The organism is Bacteroides mucinivorans (assembly GCF_034654355.2).
GTDB lineage: Bacteria > Bacteroidota > Bacteroidia > Bacteroidales > Bacteroidaceae > Bacteroides > Bacteroides nordii.
Window position 1 is genome coordinate 5,765,175 of sequence record NZ_CP178179.1, and the last position, 21,399, is coordinate 5,786,573.

The 21,399-nt window shown below is 41.1% G+C and carries 14 protein-coding genes; 9 read left to right on the forward strand and 5 right to left on the reverse strand.

Annotated elements, in window-relative coordinates; all coding sequences use genetic code 11:
• Nucleotides 1-41 precede the first annotated feature (41 nt).
• The 3 genes from VCM39_RS21575 to VCM39_RS21585 all read left to right on the forward strand — a co-directional run bounded on the left by VCM39_RS21575 (nt 42) and on the right by VCM39_RS21585 (nt 3,078).
• Complete coding sequence (locus VCM39_RS21575) at nt 42-974, forward strand: tRNA-dihydrouridine synthase family protein (RefSeq protein ID WP_221648476.1); 933 nt, start codon at nt 42-44, stop codon at nt 972-974.
• 272 nt (nt 975-1,246) lie between these two features.
• Nucleotides 1,247-1,810: a Crp/Fnr family transcriptional regulator gene (locus VCM39_RS21580; protein WP_221648475.1), complete on the forward strand. Its 564-nt coding sequence runs from the start codon at nt 1,247-1,249 to the stop codon at nt 1,808-1,810.
• A 116-nt stretch (nt 1,811-1,926) separates the two neighbouring features.
• Entirely contained in the window at nt 1,927-3,078 is a 1,152-nt protein-coding gene (locus VCM39_RS21585) for an acyltransferase family protein (RefSeq protein ID WP_221648474.1), read from the forward strand.
• Between the two features lie 183 nt (nt 3,079-3,261).
• Here VCM39_RS21585 and VCM39_RS21590 read toward each other — a convergent pair whose 3' ends face one another.
• The 4 genes from VCM39_RS21590 to VCM39_RS21605 all read right to left on the reverse strand — a co-directional run bounded on the left by VCM39_RS21590 (nt 3,262) and on the right by VCM39_RS21605 (nt 9,303).
• Nucleotides 3,262-6,339: a chondroitinase family polysaccharide lyase gene (locus tag VCM39_RS21590; protein WP_322933596.1), complete on the reverse strand. Its 3,078-nt coding sequence runs from the start codon at nt 6,337-6,339 to the stop codon at nt 3,262-3,264.
• 23 nt (nt 6,340-6,362) lie between these two features.
• A complete protein-coding gene (locus VCM39_RS21595; protein WP_322933595.1) occupies nt 6,363-7,058 on the reverse strand; it encodes a DUF6250 domain-containing protein in 696 nt (231 codons plus the stop codon).
• Nucleotides 7,059-7,290: 232 nt separating this feature from the next.
• A complete protein-coding gene (locus VCM39_RS21600) occupies nt 7,291-7,848 on the reverse strand; it encodes a DUF4348 domain-containing protein (protein ID WP_289292653.1) in 558 nt (185 codons plus the stop codon).
• A gap of 186 nt (nt 7,849-8,034) precedes the next feature.
• Nucleotides 8,035-9,303, reverse strand: coding sequence for a DUF2851 family protein (locus VCM39_RS21605; RefSeq protein ID WP_322933594.1), 1,269 nt, complete (start codon nt 9,301-9,303; stop codon nt 8,035-8,037).
• Nucleotides 9,304-9,387: 84 nt separating this feature from the next.
• Between VCM39_RS21605 and dapB the strand changes: the two genes are divergently transcribed.
• The 6 genes from dapB (at nt 9,388) to VCM39_RS21635 (ending at nt 18,642) form a co-directional block, all read left to right on the forward strand.
• A complete protein-coding gene (gene dapB, locus VCM39_RS21610) occupies nt 9,388-10,116 on the forward strand; it encodes a 4-hydroxy-tetrahydrodipicolinate reductase (protein ID WP_221648469.1) in 729 nt (242 codons plus the stop codon).
• An 18-nt stretch (nt 10,117-10,134) separates the two neighbouring features.
• Nucleotides 10,135-11,565 (forward strand): signal peptidase I, encoded by a 1,431-nt coding sequence (gene lepB / locus VCM39_RS21615; protein ID WP_221648468.1) that lies wholly within the window; start codon nt 10,135-10,137, stop codon nt 11,563-11,565.
• Between the two features lie 115 nt (nt 11,566-11,680).
• Nucleotides 11,681-12,619, forward strand: a complete 939-nt coding sequence (lepB, locus tag VCM39_RS21620; RefSeq protein WP_221648467.1) for a signal peptidase I — start codon at nt 11,681-11,683, stop codon at nt 12,617-12,619.
• Between the two features lie 33 nt (nt 12,620-12,652).
• A complete protein-coding gene (locus tag VCM39_RS21625; RefSeq protein WP_221648466.1) occupies nt 12,653-13,291 on the forward strand; it encodes a WbqC family protein in 639 nt (212 codons plus the stop codon).
• Between the two features lie 311 nt (nt 13,292-13,602).
• Nucleotides 13,603-14,820, forward strand: coding sequence for an alginate lyase family protein (locus VCM39_RS21630; protein WP_322933593.1), 1,218 nt, complete (start codon nt 13,603-13,605; stop codon nt 14,818-14,820).
• 243 nt (nt 14,821-15,063) lie between these two features.
• A complete protein-coding gene (locus VCM39_RS21635) occupies nt 15,064-18,642 on the forward strand; it encodes a chitobiase/beta-hexosaminidase C-terminal domain-containing protein (RefSeq protein ID WP_322933592.1) in 3,579 nt (1,192 codons plus the stop codon).
• Nucleotides 18,643-19,046: 404 nt separating this feature from the next.
• On the opposite strand, the gene VCM39_RS21640 is transcribed toward VCM39_RS21635, so the two are convergent.
• Nucleotides 19,047-21,272 (reverse strand): glycoside hydrolase family 3 C-terminal domain-containing protein, encoded by a 2,226-nt coding sequence (locus VCM39_RS21640; RefSeq protein ID WP_322933591.1) that lies wholly within the window; start codon nt 21,270-21,272, stop codon nt 19,047-19,049.
• Between the last annotated feature and the right edge of the window lie 127 nt (nt 21,273-21,399).

The window sequence follows — 21,399 nt, forward strand, 5'->3', positions numbered from 1 at the left end:
GAGAAATATTACCCTTACTTTTGCTTCCTAAAAAATATTGTATGCCAGAAACACTTCCAATTCATTTTGCCCCGTTACAAGGATATACCGACGCGATCTATCGTAATGCGCATTCCGCAATCTTTGGTGGAATAGATACTTATTATACCCCCTTTATCCGACTCGACAAAGGAGCGTTCCGGAATAAAGATGTTCGGGATATAGAACCAGGAAATAACGAAGTCCCCCATCTGATACCCCAACTTATCGGACATGAGGAAGAAAAAATTGAGACCATTTTATCCCTTTTCATCGAAAGGGGATATAAGGAAGTAGATATAAATATGGGGTGTCCGTTTCCTATGTTAGCCAAACGTCACAACGGCTCCGGCATCCTTCCTTTTCCCAAAGAAGTAGAGAAACTATTAGAAATCACCCAAAGACATCCGGAAATAAATTTCTCTGTGAAAATGCGTCTGGGATGGGAAAATGCTGAAGAGTGTCTGAAGTTAGCCCCTATATTGAATGTATATCCATTGAAACATATCACTATGCATCCGCGATTGGGAAAACAGCAATATAAAGGAGATACCGATCCGAAAGGATTTGCCGCCTTTGCAGAAGTCTGTCGCCACCCTTTGATTTATAATGGAGATATTAGTAATATTGAGGATATAAAACGTATTCACGACAGTTTCCCCACTCTATCCGGAATCATGATTGGAAGAGGGTTACTGATGAATCCTGCTTTGGCCATCGAATATAAAGAGAAAAAGTCCCTTTCCACCGAGGATATGAAAGAGAGACTGTACAAAATGCACAAGATTGTATTTACCCGTTATGAAGAACGACTTGAAGGCGGCGAAGATCAATTACTCAACAAAATGAAAACTTTCTGGGAGTATCTTGAACCACAAATCGGTCGTAAAGCATGGAAAGCAATACACAAAAGCACAAGCCTGGCAAAATATAATGCAGCAATAGGGCTGCTCTAAACCAGAATGAATAGGACTTTAACCGACTAATAAAGTAATATGCTGATTTTTAATAAAGAATCATACAATTGTTACTCAGTTTTTTAGCATTCTAAAGGAGAATCCCGATATAAACAATATGATTATATTGGTGGACAGAATTGTTTTTCCTATTTTTGCCAAAAAGCGAAGATAAGCTGTACCTTGGCATAAAAAATGAACAAGCTCATTTTATTCTATTCTCGGTTTGCATTATCTTTGTAGCTAATGAAAAAGAATCAAGCATCACCTTTATGACAAATGTAATAAACAAGATAAATTCTTTGTATCCACTCTCTGATGATACCCTACAAACTTTAAAGGAAAATGTAACAATCTGTCATTTCCCCAAGAAGTATAAATTGATAGAGGCAAATAAATTTTGTAAATCGGCTTATTTCATTGAAAAAGGAATGACTCGCTCTTTCTGGCTGGTAAACGGAGAAGAAATAACAACTTCCTTTGCATACGAAGGAAGTATTGTTTTCAGTATGGATGAGCTGTATTATAATAAGATAAGCGAGGAATTTGTGGAAACGCTTGAAGAAGTTGTTGCGTATAAGATATCACTCACCGACTTGCTCCGGCTATTTCAAAACAATATCGAACTGGCCAATTGGGGAAGAATCATTCATCAAAACGAATACAGACGTTTGCACCGTTCACACAAAGATCGATTGACACTCTCTGCAAAAGAGAGGTACGAAGAGTTTAAGCAACAGTTTCCTCAAGTATGTCAGCGGGTGAAACTGGGATATATTGCATCTTATCTGGGAGTAACACTTCCAACACTCAGTCGTCTTAGAGCACATAAATAGTTTTCATATCCGGCAAGATTTTGTCGCAGGACAATTTTTTAGATGTATAAGTTCCGTAACTTTGGCGCGTCGTCAATGACACTACTACTAATAATAATTTGAATTATAGATTTAACATGAAAAACATCTCTGCTTCTGCATTTGCAGACTCTAAACCTCACTACGAACTCCTTGACGGGCTGAGAGGCGTTGCGGCTCTTGTAGTTATATGGTATCATATATTCGAAGGCTACGCTTTTGCCAGTAATGGTACTATTGACACTCTCAATCACGGATACTTAGCTGTAGACTTTTTCTTTATCCTTTCGGGGTTTGTTATCGGTTATGCTTATGATGACCGCTGGGGGAAGGGTCTTACTATGAAAAATTTCTTTAAACGTCGTTTGATACGTCTTCATCCTATGGTAATCATGGGTGCCGTTTTAGGCGCTGTTACATTCTATCTTCAAGGGTGCGTGCAATGGGATGGAACACATATTGCCATATCAATGGTGATGTTGTCTCTTCTCTGTACGATATTCTTTATTCCTGCGATGCCGGGAGTGGGCTATGAAGTTCGTGGCAACGGTGAAATGTTTCCTTTGAACGGACCTTGCTGGTCGCTGTTTTTTGAGTATATAGGAAATATTCTTTATGCCTTGTTTATTCGCCGCTTGTCTAATAAGGCATTAGCTGTACTTGTAGCAGTGTTGGGAGTTGCATTGGCATTATTCGCGGTTCTTGATATATCTGGTTATGGAAATATAGGAGTGGGCTGGACATTGGACGGTGTAAACTTCGCCGGCGGGACATTGAGAATGCTTTTCCCTTTCTCTATGGGTATGCTTTTGTCACGTAACTTCAAGCCTGTAAAGCTGAAAGGTGCCTTCTGGATATGCACAATTATTATGATTACTTTGTTCGCAGTGCCTTATCTGGAAGGTGCGAAACCATTTTGCATAAATGGTGCTTATGAAGTATTTTGTGTTATTGTAGCTTTCCCTATCCTTGTCTGGCTGGGAGCATCGGGAACCACAACAGATAAGAAGTCAACCGTGATATGCAAGTTTTTGGGAGATATATCTTATCCTGTCTATGTGGTACATTATCCTATTATGTACTTGTTCTATGCGTGGTTGATTAAAAATCAGCTCTATACTTTGGGTGAAACCTGGCAAGTTGCTTTGTGTGTTTACGCATTGAGTATTGTGCTGGCTTATCTTTGCCTGAAGCTATATGATGAACCTGTAAGAAAATGGTTAACCAGAAAGTTCCTGGCTAAGAAATAAGACTATATCTTTTCTACCAGAACATGAGACTGTATCAAAAGCCTAAGACGACTATCAATAGATAACCGTAGAAACGCAGATTTACGCAAATTAACGCAGATTTAATTGAATCTTTGCGTAAATTTGCGTAAATCTGCGTTTTAACGATAGTAGGTTTTACGATTGGCACAACCTCATTAAACATCAGTTTTTAAAAGGAATCAGTTCGGTATCTTGACTCATACCGTCTTTACAGATGAAACGAATCACCGTAGAATTCTTATCTGAAGATACAACCTGGCAGGCAGGCGTTTCTTTCACATTCCAACATCCTTTTAATGTAACCGTCACTGGAATCTCTCCACTATCATTATCAATCCAGGGACGGGAATAGATACTGCGCTCTACACGTTTACCATTTTCATCAAAAGCTTCGTCACTCGGACCACGATAAAAAGCAAGATCGGGCTGAGCCACCGTAAGCAGAGCTTTTCCTTTTTCTTCATGTATCATTACTAAACAGGAAGTATCTGCTTTCATCAACAAGCCTTTAGGCAGATCGACAGAAGGAGTTTCAAAGAGCACATACGAAGTGGTATTACTTTTCAGATCACGTACAATATGTGCATTACGATCCTTTTGTAATACTTTATACGAAGGTTTCTTTGCAAACTGCTTCATAACGGGTGCAGTGATCTGGGGAAGAACAGCATATTCATAAGAAGCCCCTTTGGGCGACTTTCCATGATCTATAATCAAAGATACCCAATCTCCTTTTGTCTCTTTATTTACTTTTTGTGCACGTGAATACTGAGGAAATTTCTTCTCAAATTTAGTAGCAACAGGTACATAATATCCCGTACCAATATGATCTATCCAGACTTTACCATCACCTTGATATGTCTTCCAATAGGCATGTCCTGCGGAATCTGTCACAGCAAGTTGAAAAATGGTAGTTTCCGTAGGATATTCACTATTCGTATTCTCAATGTCTGATCCAAGACATACAATCACTCCGTCAAAGAAATGAAAAGACTTACGGGCACGGTGTGAACCATTGTATTTATCGTGTTCATGCAGTTTCATTCCAAAATTTCCATTCTGATGTTGTTGAGACAAGCCACCGGCAAATGCTTCATCCGAATAAAGCATCTCTTCCATCCCAGAAAAAGTATCAACATTGTAAACTTTAGCCTGCAAATCATCAAATGGCAGATGAATAGAAGTCACACCGGGGATCCGGTTCCAATTGAATCCGGCTTCCTGCCAACCGCTCGTAGCTGGAGTCACAACTGCCTCCGGAGCAGCAGTCAGTATCTGCATACTTCCATGAGCCAGATAGCGTCCGTAAAGATTAGCTCCAAGATAGTGTTCGGCCGCCCAAAGATAACGTGAATGCCCACGGACAACTGCAGCCCAGTTACTACGACGCTGGACAGATACACAGCCATATCCCAAAGCGAGGTTTCCCTGCGGATCCGGTTCCGGTCGGAACCCTTTATCGTACAAGAGTTTTGCCATATGCCTCTCTTCCTCATTACTAAATTGAGGCATATATTCCGGATCTTCGCCTGTAGAAGATGTACCGGCTACCAAACGAAGATAGGCTGCTGCCATATCAGCATCAAAATCAGCCTTTCCATCGGGCGTACCCGCAAGAGCCATCACTGCATATTGCATCGGAATAAGTTTTCCCTTTCCATCCGGATGACGTCCGGACATAGATAGTGGGAAATTGAGTTTATTACAGTAAAAACGCATCGTAAGCAATACTTTCTTCACTGTCTGGTGAGCCAGCTCAGATACAGCAAAATCAGTATGATTGAATAGGTAGATCATATTTGAAGCTCCTTCCAAACCTCCAACAGCATAAGCAGGATAATTATTCCGGTGATGAAAAGCTCCTCCATCCTTCTTGAAAGCTCCGGCTAACCCCAAAGCCGGACGGCAGCCATAATCAATCCACCTTGAAAAAGATTTCAGATACTGAAGTTTTTCCGGCGTATCTTCCATCATCAAAATACTTGCAATACGTCCTGTTGTTTGCGTGTTGAAAGAGTCCATATCAATACCATCAACCTCTGGTTTCGGATAGACTTCATTGGTTATGGCATACCAACGTAGTGTGCGCTCGGCCTCATTTAATTTCCCAGCCTCACGAAGCACGTCTTTCATCAGGAAATAGGCCAGATATAAACCACGCACACTATAACCATAATGATGTATATTTCCCCAGCAACTGCCAAATGCTACTCCCTGATCGGTAATATGATCATACATGGCAAGAAACTTATCTTTCATCTCTGCTCTGACAGAATCATCCGAAGCATTGTTATAAGCTACGGCAATCCGTTTCATCAAGTCAAAATAAGCTCTCATTTCCACACCTTGTTTGGTAAGCATATCTTTGTCCCAATCAGGAAACATACGCTCATAAGCTTCAGAAGCACGTACCATAAAGATGGGTACACCCGTCACTTTTCCATCTTTATAAGAGATATTATAAAAATCATATTTTTTACGAATCATATCAATCTCTTTCTGCGATAACATGGAAGATGTATATACCATATCACGGAAACGTTTCTCTATCAATTGCATATCCCGTCTTTGCTTTTCACTAACCGGAGTAAGCTCAATATCCGGTTTGAACAACGAATGCTTATAGACAACAAGCCAATGATTAGTAGTTTCCGCATTAACAAAAGGCACCTGTAAATCTGCAGTCTGCTGGCGGGCGTCCACTTTTATTGCTGTAATAAGATGATCGATAAAAAGCTGACCTTCTACATCCGGCACAACCATACGAAGTTCATTCATACCTTCTTCCGGGGTACCCTGCATATCGCGTTCATAACATACCCAGGCAGCACGCCAACCTTTGAAGTTAATCCCAAAAGGAAATGACGTACAAACCTTTCCATCTTTCAGAAATTCAAATTTTATTTTTTTATCTTGTGGCTGCTCGTTATATATCCATACAATAAAAGCCGAAAGATAGAGATCTTTCCCGGTAGGATCTTTTTTCTCAAACTTCAGATCTTTTTTCAAAGAAAGTATTGCATTCGGTTGAAAAGTCCATAGTAATGAATGCGTACCATCTTTATAATGTTCCGGTGAAATGGATAGTTTTGAAGATTCGCTACTGATACAAGCAGGAACTTGCGACTCCTCAAAAGAAAACATACGATCATTCTTCACCAATTGTGCCAATAAGGTAACAGAGCTAAAAAGAGAGAGAAAAACTGCAGCTCCCAATTTCATAAAAGATTGTTTCATCATTTAGAGTATTAATTGTGTGGTTATCACATTTGTTTGATTTGAAATCCGGTCATCAGGACATGATTCTGGAGCAAACGGAGGCCAAAATATCCATCTCCCTCTCCCGGTTTTAAAGGAGCGCGAAAAAGTTCCTCACCGTTCACAGTATAAGTTGTTTGTTTTTTCTCTACACGAATCACAATATGATACCACTTTCCTGCTACCAGAAGGTGGGCAGGATCAGTATACTCGGCAATTAAGGGTTTTACACGGGCATCATCGGCCCCATAAAATTCAGCATAGTAGCGACGGAAACGGGTGGTTGTATTTTCATTGCCACCATAGCCCACATAGAATAGATTCAATGTATTATAATTTTTGAAAACTCCGTTTCTCCATTCACTGCGAGCAAAAATATTATCAGGATACTGCGGATCATTAGCAGCCCAGAAACAGTTCAGGTCACTCAGCCGATCCTGCTTTCCACCTTCCATTAACATAGCTATGTGATAACTTATTTCATACTCACCAGTCAATGGCTCATTATACCATAAAGTGAGACCTGCAGGTACAACAATGTCCAAAGTATCCGAAACCGATGATAATTGCATAGCAGCAGATTCATCCTCTGCAATCCAATTTTCAGCTAAAGAGGTATTATTTTTTCCGGAAGGTAGACAGGCTGTTACCAACCAAAGAAAAGTAAATAAAGCAGTGCTACGGATAAGAATTCGTTTCATTTATTTATGTATTAGTTTTGAAGATTACTACCAGATACAAAGAAACCCCTCTTTTCGGAAAAAGAGGGGCTTAAATCGTACAGAATAATACAATAATTATTCACGAGTCCGTGGATAGAAGGACTTCTTGTAGAGGGACGAATCTATTTCACCACAGAGTAACACAAAGTATTATTTATCCGTTTTTGACATCTTATTTTCGAGTCAATCACCCTCTATTCAAGTTTTTCCATCAAGGGTGCAGTTCTTTAAATGCTTTATTATCTTCCTGAACCTGAAGTATTGTTTCTTTAAGATCACCAATCGGAAGGTCAAATCCATACCAGCCGGTATAGCAATCGGTCACATACCATTTTCCTTCAATCAATTCAAATTCTACACGAAGATCTATTTCAGATTCCTCATACCCGGCTTCAAAAACTTTGTGGGCAGGTTCATTAAGCGTATATTTTGAAACATACACACCGCCTTCTTCCTGGGTAATGCGTTCTTCTTTCAATACCTCACTATCCAACAATGGCCATTTCTCTTTGGTGAAAGGAAAAGTTTTCTCACTGTTTCCATCATCAGTCATCAAAGTAATAGGAGTTTTCAGCGGAAACTTAATACGTGTATACTGATAAGCTGCACTGGAAGTGAACTTTTCTAAAAAAGCTGGAAAATCCTCCCCATCTACATTGGCAGCAAGAGCCTCTGCTTTTCTTTTTGACATATTGCCACAGGACACACAGCAAACACCTGCTAACAGAACAGCTACCAACAGGTAAGACACAACTCTTTTTGTTTTCATAATTAACTGCATTTAAATTGGCTGCAAAGATAATGCAAACCGAGAGCAGAATAAAATGAACTTATTCATTTTTTATGCCAAGGTGCAGCTTATCTTCGTTTTTCGACAAAGATAAAAGAAGTTTGAATGCGTTGAGTAAAAGAGGAAAAATATTTTAGTTGCCTGATAATTGGTTAGTTTTATCATTTATTTCTTTCGTAAATACTCATAACCAAAACGGCAATAAAGACATTTCTTTTTATCGCAATACTCTTTTTGAAGTTGCAGTAAAGCCTGACTATCGGCAGCTGTGTGTACAGACAATCCTGCCCCACTCCACAGACGAGTCACATAATTATTTTCCGCCTTCAACTCTTCCAGAAAATCAGTAGCACGATCACACAAACGTTCATCCGCTTTATGTAACCCGTAGGCATAAAGAAAAGGGACAACAGTATTGATAACTAACAGATTTTGTGCATTTACACCAATTCCCTTTTCTTTTTGGGGAGAAGATTTACCAAATATAAAATGACTTTCCCAATAGGGAGAAGTCTTTGCTATCAATATCTGCCTGATCTCTTTTAATGTCTTAGCCTCCATCACACGCGAAAACAACGAACGTTCCTCTTGGTAAAGAGCTGCTAACTGCGCCAGACGAACATGCGGGAAATTACCCGGACGAATCCGTAGAAAACGCCATAAAGTAATATCCATTACAGCAGACAGTTCAAATTTATGTTGTAAATAACGGAACTCATTCTGTAATCGGACCTGATAATCATCCGTAGCATCCTCTTCCAGCAATCCTGCCTGTCCAAAGAAAAAAGCTTCTATTTGTACCAAATCATCCCGATGCTTGTCTACCGCACGAAAAGGGATCAGGGTGGCCCATGTCTCAAAAGCATCTCCATTCAGACCAAAACCGAAATTGCGGGCCAGGGTAATGAAAAAAGCATCCTCCCAATTATTATTACAAGAATGCAACCGTTTGGCAATCACATCAGCCTTTTGTTGAAAACGTTCTGTCTGTAATGCACTAAGCCAGGAGTGGATCGTCAGTTTAGGTAAAGCGGACAAAATAGAATAACAGGGAGGATAAATATCACTTGCATGAAGTTCTTCATAATGTTGCTTTACATGTTCCGGACACACAAGTAACAACTGGGGAACCTGCCCGCCATTAGAACAAAAAACCTCACAATCGGCTTGTTCAACAACATGTAAGATAACCGAATCATAAACCTTGTCATGATCGTGTCCATGGCGATACCAATCGGAAGAAATCGTATGTATTTCTACATTACCCACCCAGAGAGTGTCACCTATCTTTAGTTTGGCGTTAAAAAAGTCGGGACCGGCATGCTTGTTTTGTAAACCGGCATCAATGACTTCTACCGGCAATCCTGAAGTTGTTTGTAATGGAGTCAGAGGGAATATTTTGTGTTTCCAGACATAGTGCAAGAGTTGTTCCATGTTAACAAGACGTTAATGTGTTCGACAAATGTAATAAAAATCTTATCTTTGCGACTATTATTTTGAATATAAGTCAGTAAAACAATGAAAATAGCATTAATCGGTTATGGAAAGATGGGCAAAGAACTGGAAAAAGTTGCCCTTAGCCGCGGACATCAGATAGTCTGCATTATCGACGTCGACAATCAGGATGATTTTGAATCTGAAGCATTCCGCTCTGCGGACGTGGCTATTGAATTCACCAATCCGACAGTGGCATACAACAACTATATTAAGACATTCAACGCCGGCGTAAAGCTCGTTTCGGGTAGTACAGGATGGATGGCAGAACATGGTGACGAAATAAAGAACCTTTGCGAGAAAGAAGGGAAAACACTTTTCTGGTCTTCTAATTTCAGTCTGGGAGTCGTTATTTTCTCTGCTGTCAACAAATACCTGGCAAAGATAATGAATCAGTTCCCGATATATGATGTGTCCATGAGCGAAACACATCATATACATAAACTCGACGCACCAAGTGGCACTGCTATCACGCTGGCCGAAGGTATCCTTGAAAATCTGGACCGCAAAGACCATTGGGTAAAAGAAGTAGCCGCCACAGCCAACGAACTACCTATTCACTCCATTCGCGAAGGAGAGGTTTTTGGTATTCACACCATTCGTTATGACTCGGCAGCCGATAGTATCTCCATTACACACGATGCCAAAAACCGTGGCGGATTTGCCTTAGGTGCTATATTAGCTGCCGAATATACTATGGATAAACAAGGATATCTGGGCATGAGTGACTTGTTTCCGTTTTTAAAAGAATAATTATAAATAAATTATATCATGGAAAAAGCAACGCGCGCACAATGGATTAAATGTGCCATCGTTATCCTCCTCTACCTGGCTTTTCTGGTATGGGTAAAAAGCTGGTGGGGACTCATCGTAGTTCCTTTTATCTTCGACATTTATATCACGAAGAAAGTCCCCTGGTCATTCTGGAAAAAATCGAAAAGTCCTGCTGTACGTAGTATCATGAGTTGGGTGGATGCCATTGTCTTTGCATTGGTAGCTGTATACTTCGTGAACATATATGTATTTCAAAACTATCAGATACCTTCTTCTTCTTTAGAGAAATCTCTGTTAGTAGGTGATTTTCTATACGTAAGTAAAATGAGCTATGGGCCTCGTGTTCCCAATACACCTCTCTCTATGCCATTGGCACAACATACATTGCCTCTTGTCAACACTAAATCATATATCGAGTGGCCGCAATGGAAGTATAAACGTGTTCCGGGATTTGGTAAAGTGAAAATGAATGATATTGTAGTATTCAACTTCCCGGCAGGAGATACCGTAGCTGTCAGCTATCAACAAACTGACTTCTACGACAACATCATTTATCGGGAAGGAAAAGGAACTTTTTCCAACCCTATTAACATGGATAGTCTGAATCGCAAGCAACAACGGATCGTATACGACCTTTATCGGGATGCCGGCAGGAAATACGTACTTGCACACCCCGAAAAGTTTGGTGAAATAATCTATCGACCGGTAGACCGTCGTGAAAACTATGTAAAACGTTGTGTCGGACTTCCGGGAGATACTCTTCAGATAAAAGACCGCATCATATACATCGACGGTAAAGCACAGGAAGAACCGGAAAACCTTCAATTCCTCTATACTGTACATGCCACCGGTAAGATGATACCCGACGAATTTCTCCATGACGAGTTGGGATTAAGTAATGAAGATACGGAATACTACCAACCGGGAGCCACTATTTTCTACTTGCCACTTACCCAAAAAGCACGTAATACGTTACTTGCACGCAAAGACCTTGTTACTTCGATAGAACCAATCTCGACAGATAGGCCCTCGCACGATCTCTATCCACAAAATCTGTATACAGACTGGACAGTAGACAATTATGGCCCCATATGGATACCTGCCAAAGGTTCTACCATCACACTGACAATGGATAATCTTCCTATTTATGAGAGATGTATTGTTGCGTACGAAGGTAACAAGCTGGAAGTGAAAGACGATGGTATCTACATCAACGGACAAAAAACAGACAAATATACCTTCCAGATGGATTATTACTGGATGATGGGTGATAACCGCCATAATTCACAGGACTCCCGCTATTGGGGGTTTGTACCCGAAGACCATGTAGTAGGTAAGCCAATTGTAGTTTGGTTATCTCTCGATAAAGACCGGGGATGGTTTAACGGAAAGATCCGCTGGAACCGTATCTTTAAATGGGTGAAATGAGTGTGAGTTGATGAGTTGGTGAGTTGATGAGTTTGCGAGTCGATAAGTTTATGAGTTGGTAGGTTCTTAGTAGTTATCATAAATTGAAACTAAAGAACTAAAGAACTAAAACGCCATGAAGAGAAATCTAAAATGGATAATAGCATTAGCCGGAGCAATAATCATCGTATTATTGCTCCGCAGCTTTGTTTTTACCTCATGCCTTATCCCTTCGGCAGGTATGGAAAATTCTCTCTTCCGCGGTGAACGTATATTAATAAACAAATGGAGTTATGGACTTCGCCTGCCACTGATGTCTCTTTTTTCTTATCACAGATGGAGAGAACGAGAAGTGGAAAAAGAGGATATTGTTGTATTCAATAATCCTGCGAGTACAACACAGCCCGTTATAGACAGGCGGGAGGTATTTATAAGCCGTTGTGCAGGTGTACCAGGAGATACCTTATTGATTGATTCACTATTTACGATAGTGTCCTCCCAAAACGTAGCAGGACCCGACCGTAAAAGGTTATATACCTACCCGAAAACCAGAGAAAAACAACTTGATTCGCTCCTGAGCATTTTATCCATAACTCCCAATGAACTGATGGGACAGGATTCCGTCAATAACGTACGAAGTTTCAGCCGTTACGAATATTACTTACTGGAACAGGCCATGAACGGATCAAACTGGATACAGCCACTTGAGTCAGACCGGGAAAAACAAGTAGTTAACCCGCTGATAATCCCCCGGAAAGGGATGGCCGTCCGGGTATACCCCTGGAACAGGACACTACTCCGTAACACACTTGTATTGCATGAAGGTAAACATGCAGAAATCAAAAATGATACATTGTATGTAGACGGACACCCTGCACAACACTGTTATTTCAGTAAGGATTATTATTGGATGGTATCCAATAATTCCGTTAATTTATCCGATTCACGCCTTTTCGGACTTGTACCACAAGATCATATTATCGGAAAGGCCTCTCTTATCTGGTTCTCCAAAGAGAGTAATACAAATCTGTTTGAAGGTTACAGGTGGAATCGTTTCTTTCAACCTGTACGATGAGAATAATGATGAATATTTAATGATGAATTACAAATGAAAACTGTTTTTCTCTCTTCAGCCTATCTGGCTCCCGTAGAATACTATAGCAAATTGGTTACCTATGATAAAGTTTTTATCGAGCAGCATGACCACTATATGAAGCAAACCTACCGTAATCGTTGTACTATTGCCGGTCCGGATGGTGATATTGCACTTTCTATCCCTACTGTAAAGCCGGCAAATCCGAAATGCCCCATGAAGGATATCCGTATTTCCGATCATGGAAACTGGCGCCATATGCATTGGAATGCAATTGAATCGGCCTACAATAGTACTCCGTTTTTTGAATACTATAAAGATGACTTTCATCCGTTCTATGAGAAGAAATACGAGTTTTTAATCGATTTCAACGAAGAACTCTGCCGACTTATTTGTCAACTGACAGATATTGAACTACACCTAAAACGAACCACAGAGTATAAAACGGATTTCGCTCCGGATGAGTATGATTTCAGAGAAGCCATCCATCCCAAAAAAGATTTCCGGGAGACGGATCCGGAATTTATTCCCCATCCTTATTACCAGGTATTCGAAACCCGGAATGGTTTTCGTCCGAATTTAAGTATGATAGACTTACTATTCAATATGGGGCCGGAAAGCTTATTAGTCCTACAACCACAAACAAGAAAATAGAGCAATAACCTTTTTAAGATATTTCTAAACAAGAAAGCATCTTCAAACAATCTGTTTCTATTTCTTTTCGAGATAAAAAAGAAGTAGAAGAAGACAGGCAAATTTATACTCAATCAACACATAGAAAAAGTATACTAAAAAAAAGCTTCTCCTTCCTTTTCCTAAACCATTATTTCGTGTTTTTATCACGAAGATACACCGGTACAAGCTTTTGAGATAAAATTTAAAAGTGCACCGGTACACTAAAAATAAAATTCCATCCGAATGATACCAGGCTTTGAAAAGTTTAGTAAATTCAAAACAAAAACACTATGAAAGCAAGAGTTACCTCATTTATTGTCGTTTTATTGTTCACAACCGGCAGTATGTATGCACAATCTATTTGGGATGCAGAACATCTCAAAACCGTCAAACAATCTATACAGGAACAACCCTATTCAGACATCTTTCAGGAACTAAAAGTAAAAGCTGATAAATTACTCAATGCGGTTCCTTATTCCGTTATGGATAAAGAAAAAACACCTGCCAGTGGAGACAAACACGACTACATGAGCCAGGCGCGTTATTACTGGCCCGATCCGACAAAACCCGACGGCTTACCATACATCAGCCGCGACGGAGAGTCAAATCCTGAACTGAACAAACTGGATCGTAATCGCTTAGGAAGTACAGCCAGCCGAATAACAACACTCAGCTTAGCATGGTATTTCAGCAATGACGAACGTTATGCACAAAAAGCAACGGAACTGATCCGTGTATGGTTCTTTAATAAAGATACCCGAATGAACCCTAATCTGGAATATGCCCAAATGATTCCGGGACACCACAACAACAAAGGGCGCAGTTTTGGAGTGATTGACACTTATTCCTTTATAGAAATGCTCGATGCAGTGCAATTGCTGGAACAATCACAAGCATTCACCAGTAACGACTCCAAACAACTCAAAGCCTGGTTTGGGGAACTGTTAAACTGGATATTGACCAGCGAACAAGGAAAAGAAGAGCATGATGCCAAAAACAATCACAGTATAGCCTATGATGCACAAGTAATCGCTTTCGCTATGTATGCCGGAGATCAGGCCACTGCAGAACGATTCGTTAAAGAATTCCCCGAAAAACGTGTTTATAAGCAAGTTGAACCGGATGGGAAACAACCTCAGGAACTTCGCCGCACACTCGCTTTTGGTTATTCAGAATACAACTTGCAACACATGCTTGACATCTTTGTAATGGGAAAGAAAATGGGACTTTCCCTCGACAACAGTACTTCTGCCGACGGACGTAACTTCTACAAGGCAGCTGATTTTCTTGCAGCCTATCTGGGTAAAGATGTATCAGCATGGCCTTATCAGCAAATCAGTGACTGGAATATGAAACAGCAAGAGCTTTGCAAAGACTTGTATCGTATCTATCTGATGAATCCGACACGTACGGATTATCTTAGCCTGTACAAAGCCAACAATAAAATAGATATCAAAAGTGAATTCATTCTACTTTATGTACGTCCCGAAGATATAAGTAACAAGTAATATCTTATTCACAAAAAAACAGCAGTAAAAGCTCATCTGGCAAAAAGTATCAGCCAGATGAGCTTTTTCATTATCTGATCTATATATCCCCCCTATTCTATTCAGTAAATCATTTTATCCACCTTTCTCTAAAGAAATCCCAATTTTTCCACTTTATAGGAAAATATGTACCCGTCTATTTCCTCTACATGAGATACTTTTGTGATAAGTTTTATGATGTGATACTTTAAAAACCAATCAATTATGAAAAACTATTGGAGACTTTTCCTCTCTTTACTTTTTTTGTGCAGCGCTTTATCCCTGCAGGCTGCCGTAAAATCGTTCACAGAATCTTTTGTCCTTTACGCCAATTCAGAGGGGTTAACCGCCGCTTATAATGAAGGTTGGTGCCTTGATGGAAAAGGATCAGGAACTTTCGCTTATTATTCATCCCGTTCGGCTACATTTCCCGATGCACTTACTGACGGCACCGTCACTATGGAATCGGACTGGCTGGACGTTAAAGGAGCTAATAACAATAAAGGAGCTGTATTTACCGTCACTGGTATCTCCGGACTGAAATTAGCCTTTCAAAGTGGTAGTGCCGCAACCCGCTATGTGCGTGCCGTTGTTTCCGGCAATGCAGGAACAAATATTACTCTGTTAGGAGGAAGCGATGCCAATGAGGCAGGTGTGCTTGAGACCTCTGATTTGATCCCTGCCGAACAGTATACCATCACTGTCACCTCCTGGGCAGAAGAAGCTTGTACAAGTGGAGCCGACAGTCGCTTGTATTACGTAGCTTTCATTGCAAATTCTCAGAATCTTCCTAATGCCGCCTACGTCTACGATTCTCAATATTCCAATTACTCCATTACCAAAGATCCGGTCTATCTGACATTGGTAAAATCGTTTACAGTAACAACGATTGATGCAAACAACTACAACTCCATCCCGGGCACTTATTATAAAGAGAGCTTAAAAGAGTACGATCTGGTAGTTGCTTCTGAGTCTGTTGCCAGTACAAATAAATTTGGTATAGCCCTATCAGACCTGGTAGGAAAAGTTCCAATGCTAAATTTAAAAGCGTTTTATTATGGAAGTGCGTCCTGGAACTGGGCCAGTGCAATAAATCCCACAGCCGGTTCTACAGGATGGAATCAAATCATAGTATCCGATGCATTTAAAACACACTCTCTATTCAAAGGCATCAATTTTGACGGTACCATCACTCTCTTTGACGGTACAGCGAAAACAAGTAATAATGTACAGAGCTATACCTCTCCTAAAGAGATTATCGCTTCGGATGAAGTACTTGCTACCAATGCCTCAAACGGATACAATGCCATACATGAGCATAAACAGAGTAACGGAAAAAATGGCTATATACTCATTCCCCTCTCTTATTCCGCAATCGAAACATTAACTTCTGATGCAAAAACGCTGATCACAAATGCAGCTTCTTATCTGGCTGCAACAAAAAGTGAATATACCGTGCCCGCACAAGTGGAAAATCCCGTTATCAGTTATGACACCGATAATAATGTAACAATCAGCTGTCCCACCCATGGAGCTACCATTTATTACTGTAAAGACGGCTCCGCCTTATCCCCTTCAGCCTCTGTATATACAGAAGGGTTCTCTTTGAATACAACCACCACACTTAAAGCAATCGCTGTAAAAGAGGGAATGCTTCCGTCGGAAGAAGTTTCCGAATATATTGTGATTGCCAGAGAATGTGGGCCGCAAGTACTCGATCCGGAGCGTCTGAACCGGGGAACCATCGCAACCTACACCAACGATGGAATGCTGGTAAACTGGCGTTGGCTTGCCACAGATCCCGATGATATTGCTTTTAATATATATCGTGACGGTACAAAACTAAATACTCTGCCCATCTCATCACGTACCAATTATCTGGATGCTGAAGGATCAGTTAATTCAAACTATACAGTCGAAGCATTGAGTGCCGGCAAAGTAGTTGAAACCGCTGCAGCATTAGTTTTGGAAAAAGGATACCTGAACATTCCTCTCGACCGCCCTCAAGGAGGCACAGTTCAAGGCAGTAGTTATACCTACACCCCAGGAGACGCAAGTGTAGGTGATGTAGACGGAGACGGTGAATATGAAATTATCCTGAAATGGGACCCCACCAATCAATGCGACAATGGGCAGAATGGCAGCCAGAACTACACCGGCAATGTTTATCTTGATTGTTATAAACTGAATGGAACCAAATTATGGAGAATAGATCTGGGGGTTAATATCCGCGCCGGTGCTCACTATACTCAATTTATGGTCTATGATCTGGACGGTGACGGTAAAGCCGAAGTAGCTTGTAAGACAGCCCCGGGAACCATTGATGGACAAGGAAACCATGTAATTATGGGTAATGACGATCCTACTGCCGATTATCGTGGAACCTATGGTGGTAAGAAAGGGGTCATAAAAACAGGGCCGGAGTATCTGACTGTTTTTGAAGGAAGCACCGGTAAAGAACTCTCTACCGTAGCTTATGAACCAAGTCGCAATATCATCTCAGACTCAGCATGGGGTGACAGTTACGGAAACCGAAGCGAACGCTATCTGGCATGTGTTGCCTATCTGGACGGAAAGAAACCCAGTCTTGTGATGTGCCGGGGATATTATACAGCCGCTTATCTCTGTGCCTGGGATTTTGATGGTAAGGAGTTGAAGAAAAAATGGATGCACGCATCCACCGTCAAAGGGCAAGATGCCTATGGTGAAGGTGCCCATAGCCTTGCCGTAGGAGATGTAGATGGTGACGGATGCGATGAGATAGTTTATGGCGCCTGCTGTATCGATCACGACGGTTCGTTACTCTACCGTACGGGATTGGGACACGGAGACGCTCTTCATTTAGGTGACTTCATCCCGGATCGTGATGGTCTGGAAGTATTTATGGTACACGAAGAAAAGTCGGCTGCTTATGGTTTTGAAATGCGTGATGCCCGGACCGGAGAAATACTTTCGGGACGTAAAATGGGGGCAGACATCGGCCGTGGTCTTTGTGCAGATATCGATTCGCTTTCACGTGGTGCCGAATATTGGTCTCTGGCTAAGTTCAATCTAAGTAGCGATGGCAGCTCTTACAACAATATAACCTTCAACTGCGATGGCGACTCTATTTCAGGGAAACGTCCACCCGTCAATTTCCGCACATACTGGACAGGAAATCTATCTGAGGAAGTACAGGAAAAAGGAGTTATCTCTAAATGGGTAAATGCAACCTCCAGCTGTGCTACTGTGACCAACTTCGTATCGACTTATGGTTGCGGCGTAAACCTCATTAAAGATACCCCTTCGCTGCAAGCCGATATTTTCGGAGACTGGCGAGAAGAGTGTATCTATTATGATGAAGCCACCAAGAGTAATCTGATGATCTTCTCTACTCCGTTTACCTCTCCGTATCGGGTTCCGTGCCTGATGCACGATCATATTTACAGAATGTCTATCTGCTGGCAGAATGTGGCATATAATCAGCCTCCTCATTTGGGATATTATTTGCGTGACTATGTAAAAAAACAACAATCCAACCCTACCGGCATATCACAACCCTCTATAACGGAAGAGCAAAGTAACATTGAAATACCTGTCACTCTTATTTCCGAGGGCATTGTTATCCGTTATACAGACATGAATAATACATCCTGCAACATTCGTGTTTATTCTCAGGATGGTTTGTGTGTATATCACACAGCAAGTAAGTTTCAAGGAAACGGAGAAATTAAACTTGAAGGTCTGGAAGAGCTGAAAAAAGGCGTTTACCTGCTCTCTGTAGTTGCTGACGGAGTAAGAACTGTTAGGAAGATTATACGATAAAATAGAATAAAACGAAATAAAGCCCATCATTGATAAACAGTATTTCAATGATGGGCTTACAAATTTTGTAAACTTGATTCAGAGATAAAATAGCCCAGTAACCAACCGTTATCAGTAGTATAACTATAATACACTGATCTTTTTCTCAAAGCATATGGAACAACCTTCTCAATGCATTGAGAAAAGTTTCTCAATACGTTGAGAAAAAACTCTCAAAGCATTGAAACAAAATTCTCAATACGATGAAACAAAATGAAACTTATACTAATCAGATAAACAGCATAGACCCTGTATAAAAGAAAAAACATCCTACGCACTCTCACTCTCTGATAAACAGACGAAATGAAAACAAGTGCGCAGGATGTATTGCTTATCAATAAGCAAGTATCTGTTTAAAGATCTTTTTATTTCAATTCAAAAGGAACTACCCCTTTAATATCGGCGGCAGAGGCAGCTATTACAGCTTCAAACTTACCCGGTTCGGCCACCCATTCATGTTTGGCGTCATCGAAGAAACTCAGGGCATCTTTAGCAATCGTAAATGATACGGTCTTTTCCTCACCCGGAGCGAGCTTTACTTTATCAAAACCTTTCAACTCTTTAACAGGACGGGGCAAAGATGATTTTTTATCACTGATATAGAGCTGAACTACTTCCTGACCTTCACGGGTACCAGTATTCTTCACAGATACCGTAAAAGTAATTGTATCATCGGCAGACATCGTTTTCTTATCGGCAACCGGTTTACCATATTCAAATGTAGTATAACTCAACCCATAACCAAACGGAAAGAGTGGCTTCGCCTTCTTCTGTTTATCGGTCCAACGATACCCTACGAAAATACCTTCATTGTACTTCTCGTTGACAATGTTACCTACCTTTTCATTGCCGGGATACTCGCCCAGCTGATGTGCGGGCACGTCTTCCAACTTAGCAGGAAAGGTAAAAGGTAATTTACCGGACGGATTCACATCACCAGTCAATACAGCAGCGATAGCTGTCCCTGCCTCCGAACCTAAAAACCATGCCTGCAAAATAGCGGGGACTTCTTTCACCCAGGGCATTGCAACAGCATTACCGGAGATATTGATTACAATCAGATTCTTATTAGCTTTGACGAGTTCTGTAATAACTTTATCCTGATCGTACGGTAAACCAAGTCCGGCACGGTCAGAGTCCTCACAATCCTGATGCGCACTTTTGTTTAGCCCTCCAATGAATATTACATAATCCGCTTCGCCTGCCACACGTACAGCCTCAGCAATAAGTTCCTCCGGAGTACGGTCATCTTTCAGATTCTGCCCTGAAACGACACCGTTGTACTCGCCACTTGCATCACCTACATAACCGCGCGCATAGACAACTTCTGCCTTATTACCAACGCGGTTGCGAATGCCATCCAGCGGAGAGATTTCACGTTGCACTTTCAAAGAGGAAGAACCACCACCTACAGTCATCATCTTTACAGCATTCTCACCGATCACGGCAATTTTTTTTGTATTATCAAGATCGATAGGTAACAGATCGTTGTTATTTTGTAACAATACAATACCCGCTTCACCTATCTTACGGGCAGCTTCATAGTGTTCCGGTGATCTCATTGTACCATAAGGACGGTTACGATCCATTGTTGTACGGAAGGCCAGACGAAGAATACGGCGTACCTTATCATCCAACTCTTTTGTACCTACTTTACCCGACTTTATACGTTCGAGATAAGGTTGCGCCAGGTAATAATTGTCATAAGCATTACTCGTACCGTTAGACAAACCGTTGGTCCAGCTACCAAACTCCATGTCAAGTCCGTTGGTTATAGACTGGTCTGTGTCATGTACACCTCCCCAATCGGATACAACTACACCATCGAATCCCCATTCACCTTTTAATATGTCATTCAGCAGGTATTGATTATGGCAAACATGCTGATCCTTGTACAAATTATAAGAACCCATGATAGCCCATGTGTTACCTTCCTGAACGGCTGCCTTAAAAGCAGGCAGATATATTTCGTACAGAGCACGGTCATCTACTATCACATTTGTAGTGTGGCGATTCACTTCCTGGTTATTCAACGCATAATGCTTCACACAGGCAGCCACTCCATTCTTTTGTACTCCCTGTATATAAGGAACGACCATACGTCCTGCCAGATAAGGATCTTCACCCATATATTCAAAATTACGCCCATTCAACGGTGTACGATAGATATTCACACCCGGTCCCAACAAAACGGTTTTATTGCGATAGCGGGCTTCTTCTCCGATACTTTTTCCGTAGAGCATAGACACTGTCGGATCCCAGGTAGCAGCCAGACAAGTTAAAGCCGGAAAAGCCACACAAGAATCATTGGTCCAGCCAGCCTGATCCCATTCATCCCACAACACTTCGGGACGTATACCGTGAGGTCCGTCTGTCATCCAAAACTCAGGAATACCCAAACGCGCCACACCCGGGGAACTGAATTTTGACTGTGCATGCGTCATGGCTACTTTCTCCTCCACTGTCATTCGGGATAGGGCATCTTCTACTCTCTCTTCTATCGGCTTGCTATCGTCAAGATAAACCGGGGTCTGCGCAAAAACAGGCAGAGCAGTCAGGGACAAGCCCAATAACATTGATCTTACTTTCATGATACTATTTTACTTATTATACAAAAAAATTAAAACGAGACGTTTCGTCGTGTACCAGTTATTTAGCTATAAATATATTAGTTAAACGACAAACAAGTTCCTTTTTATTAAACAAATTCACTAACAT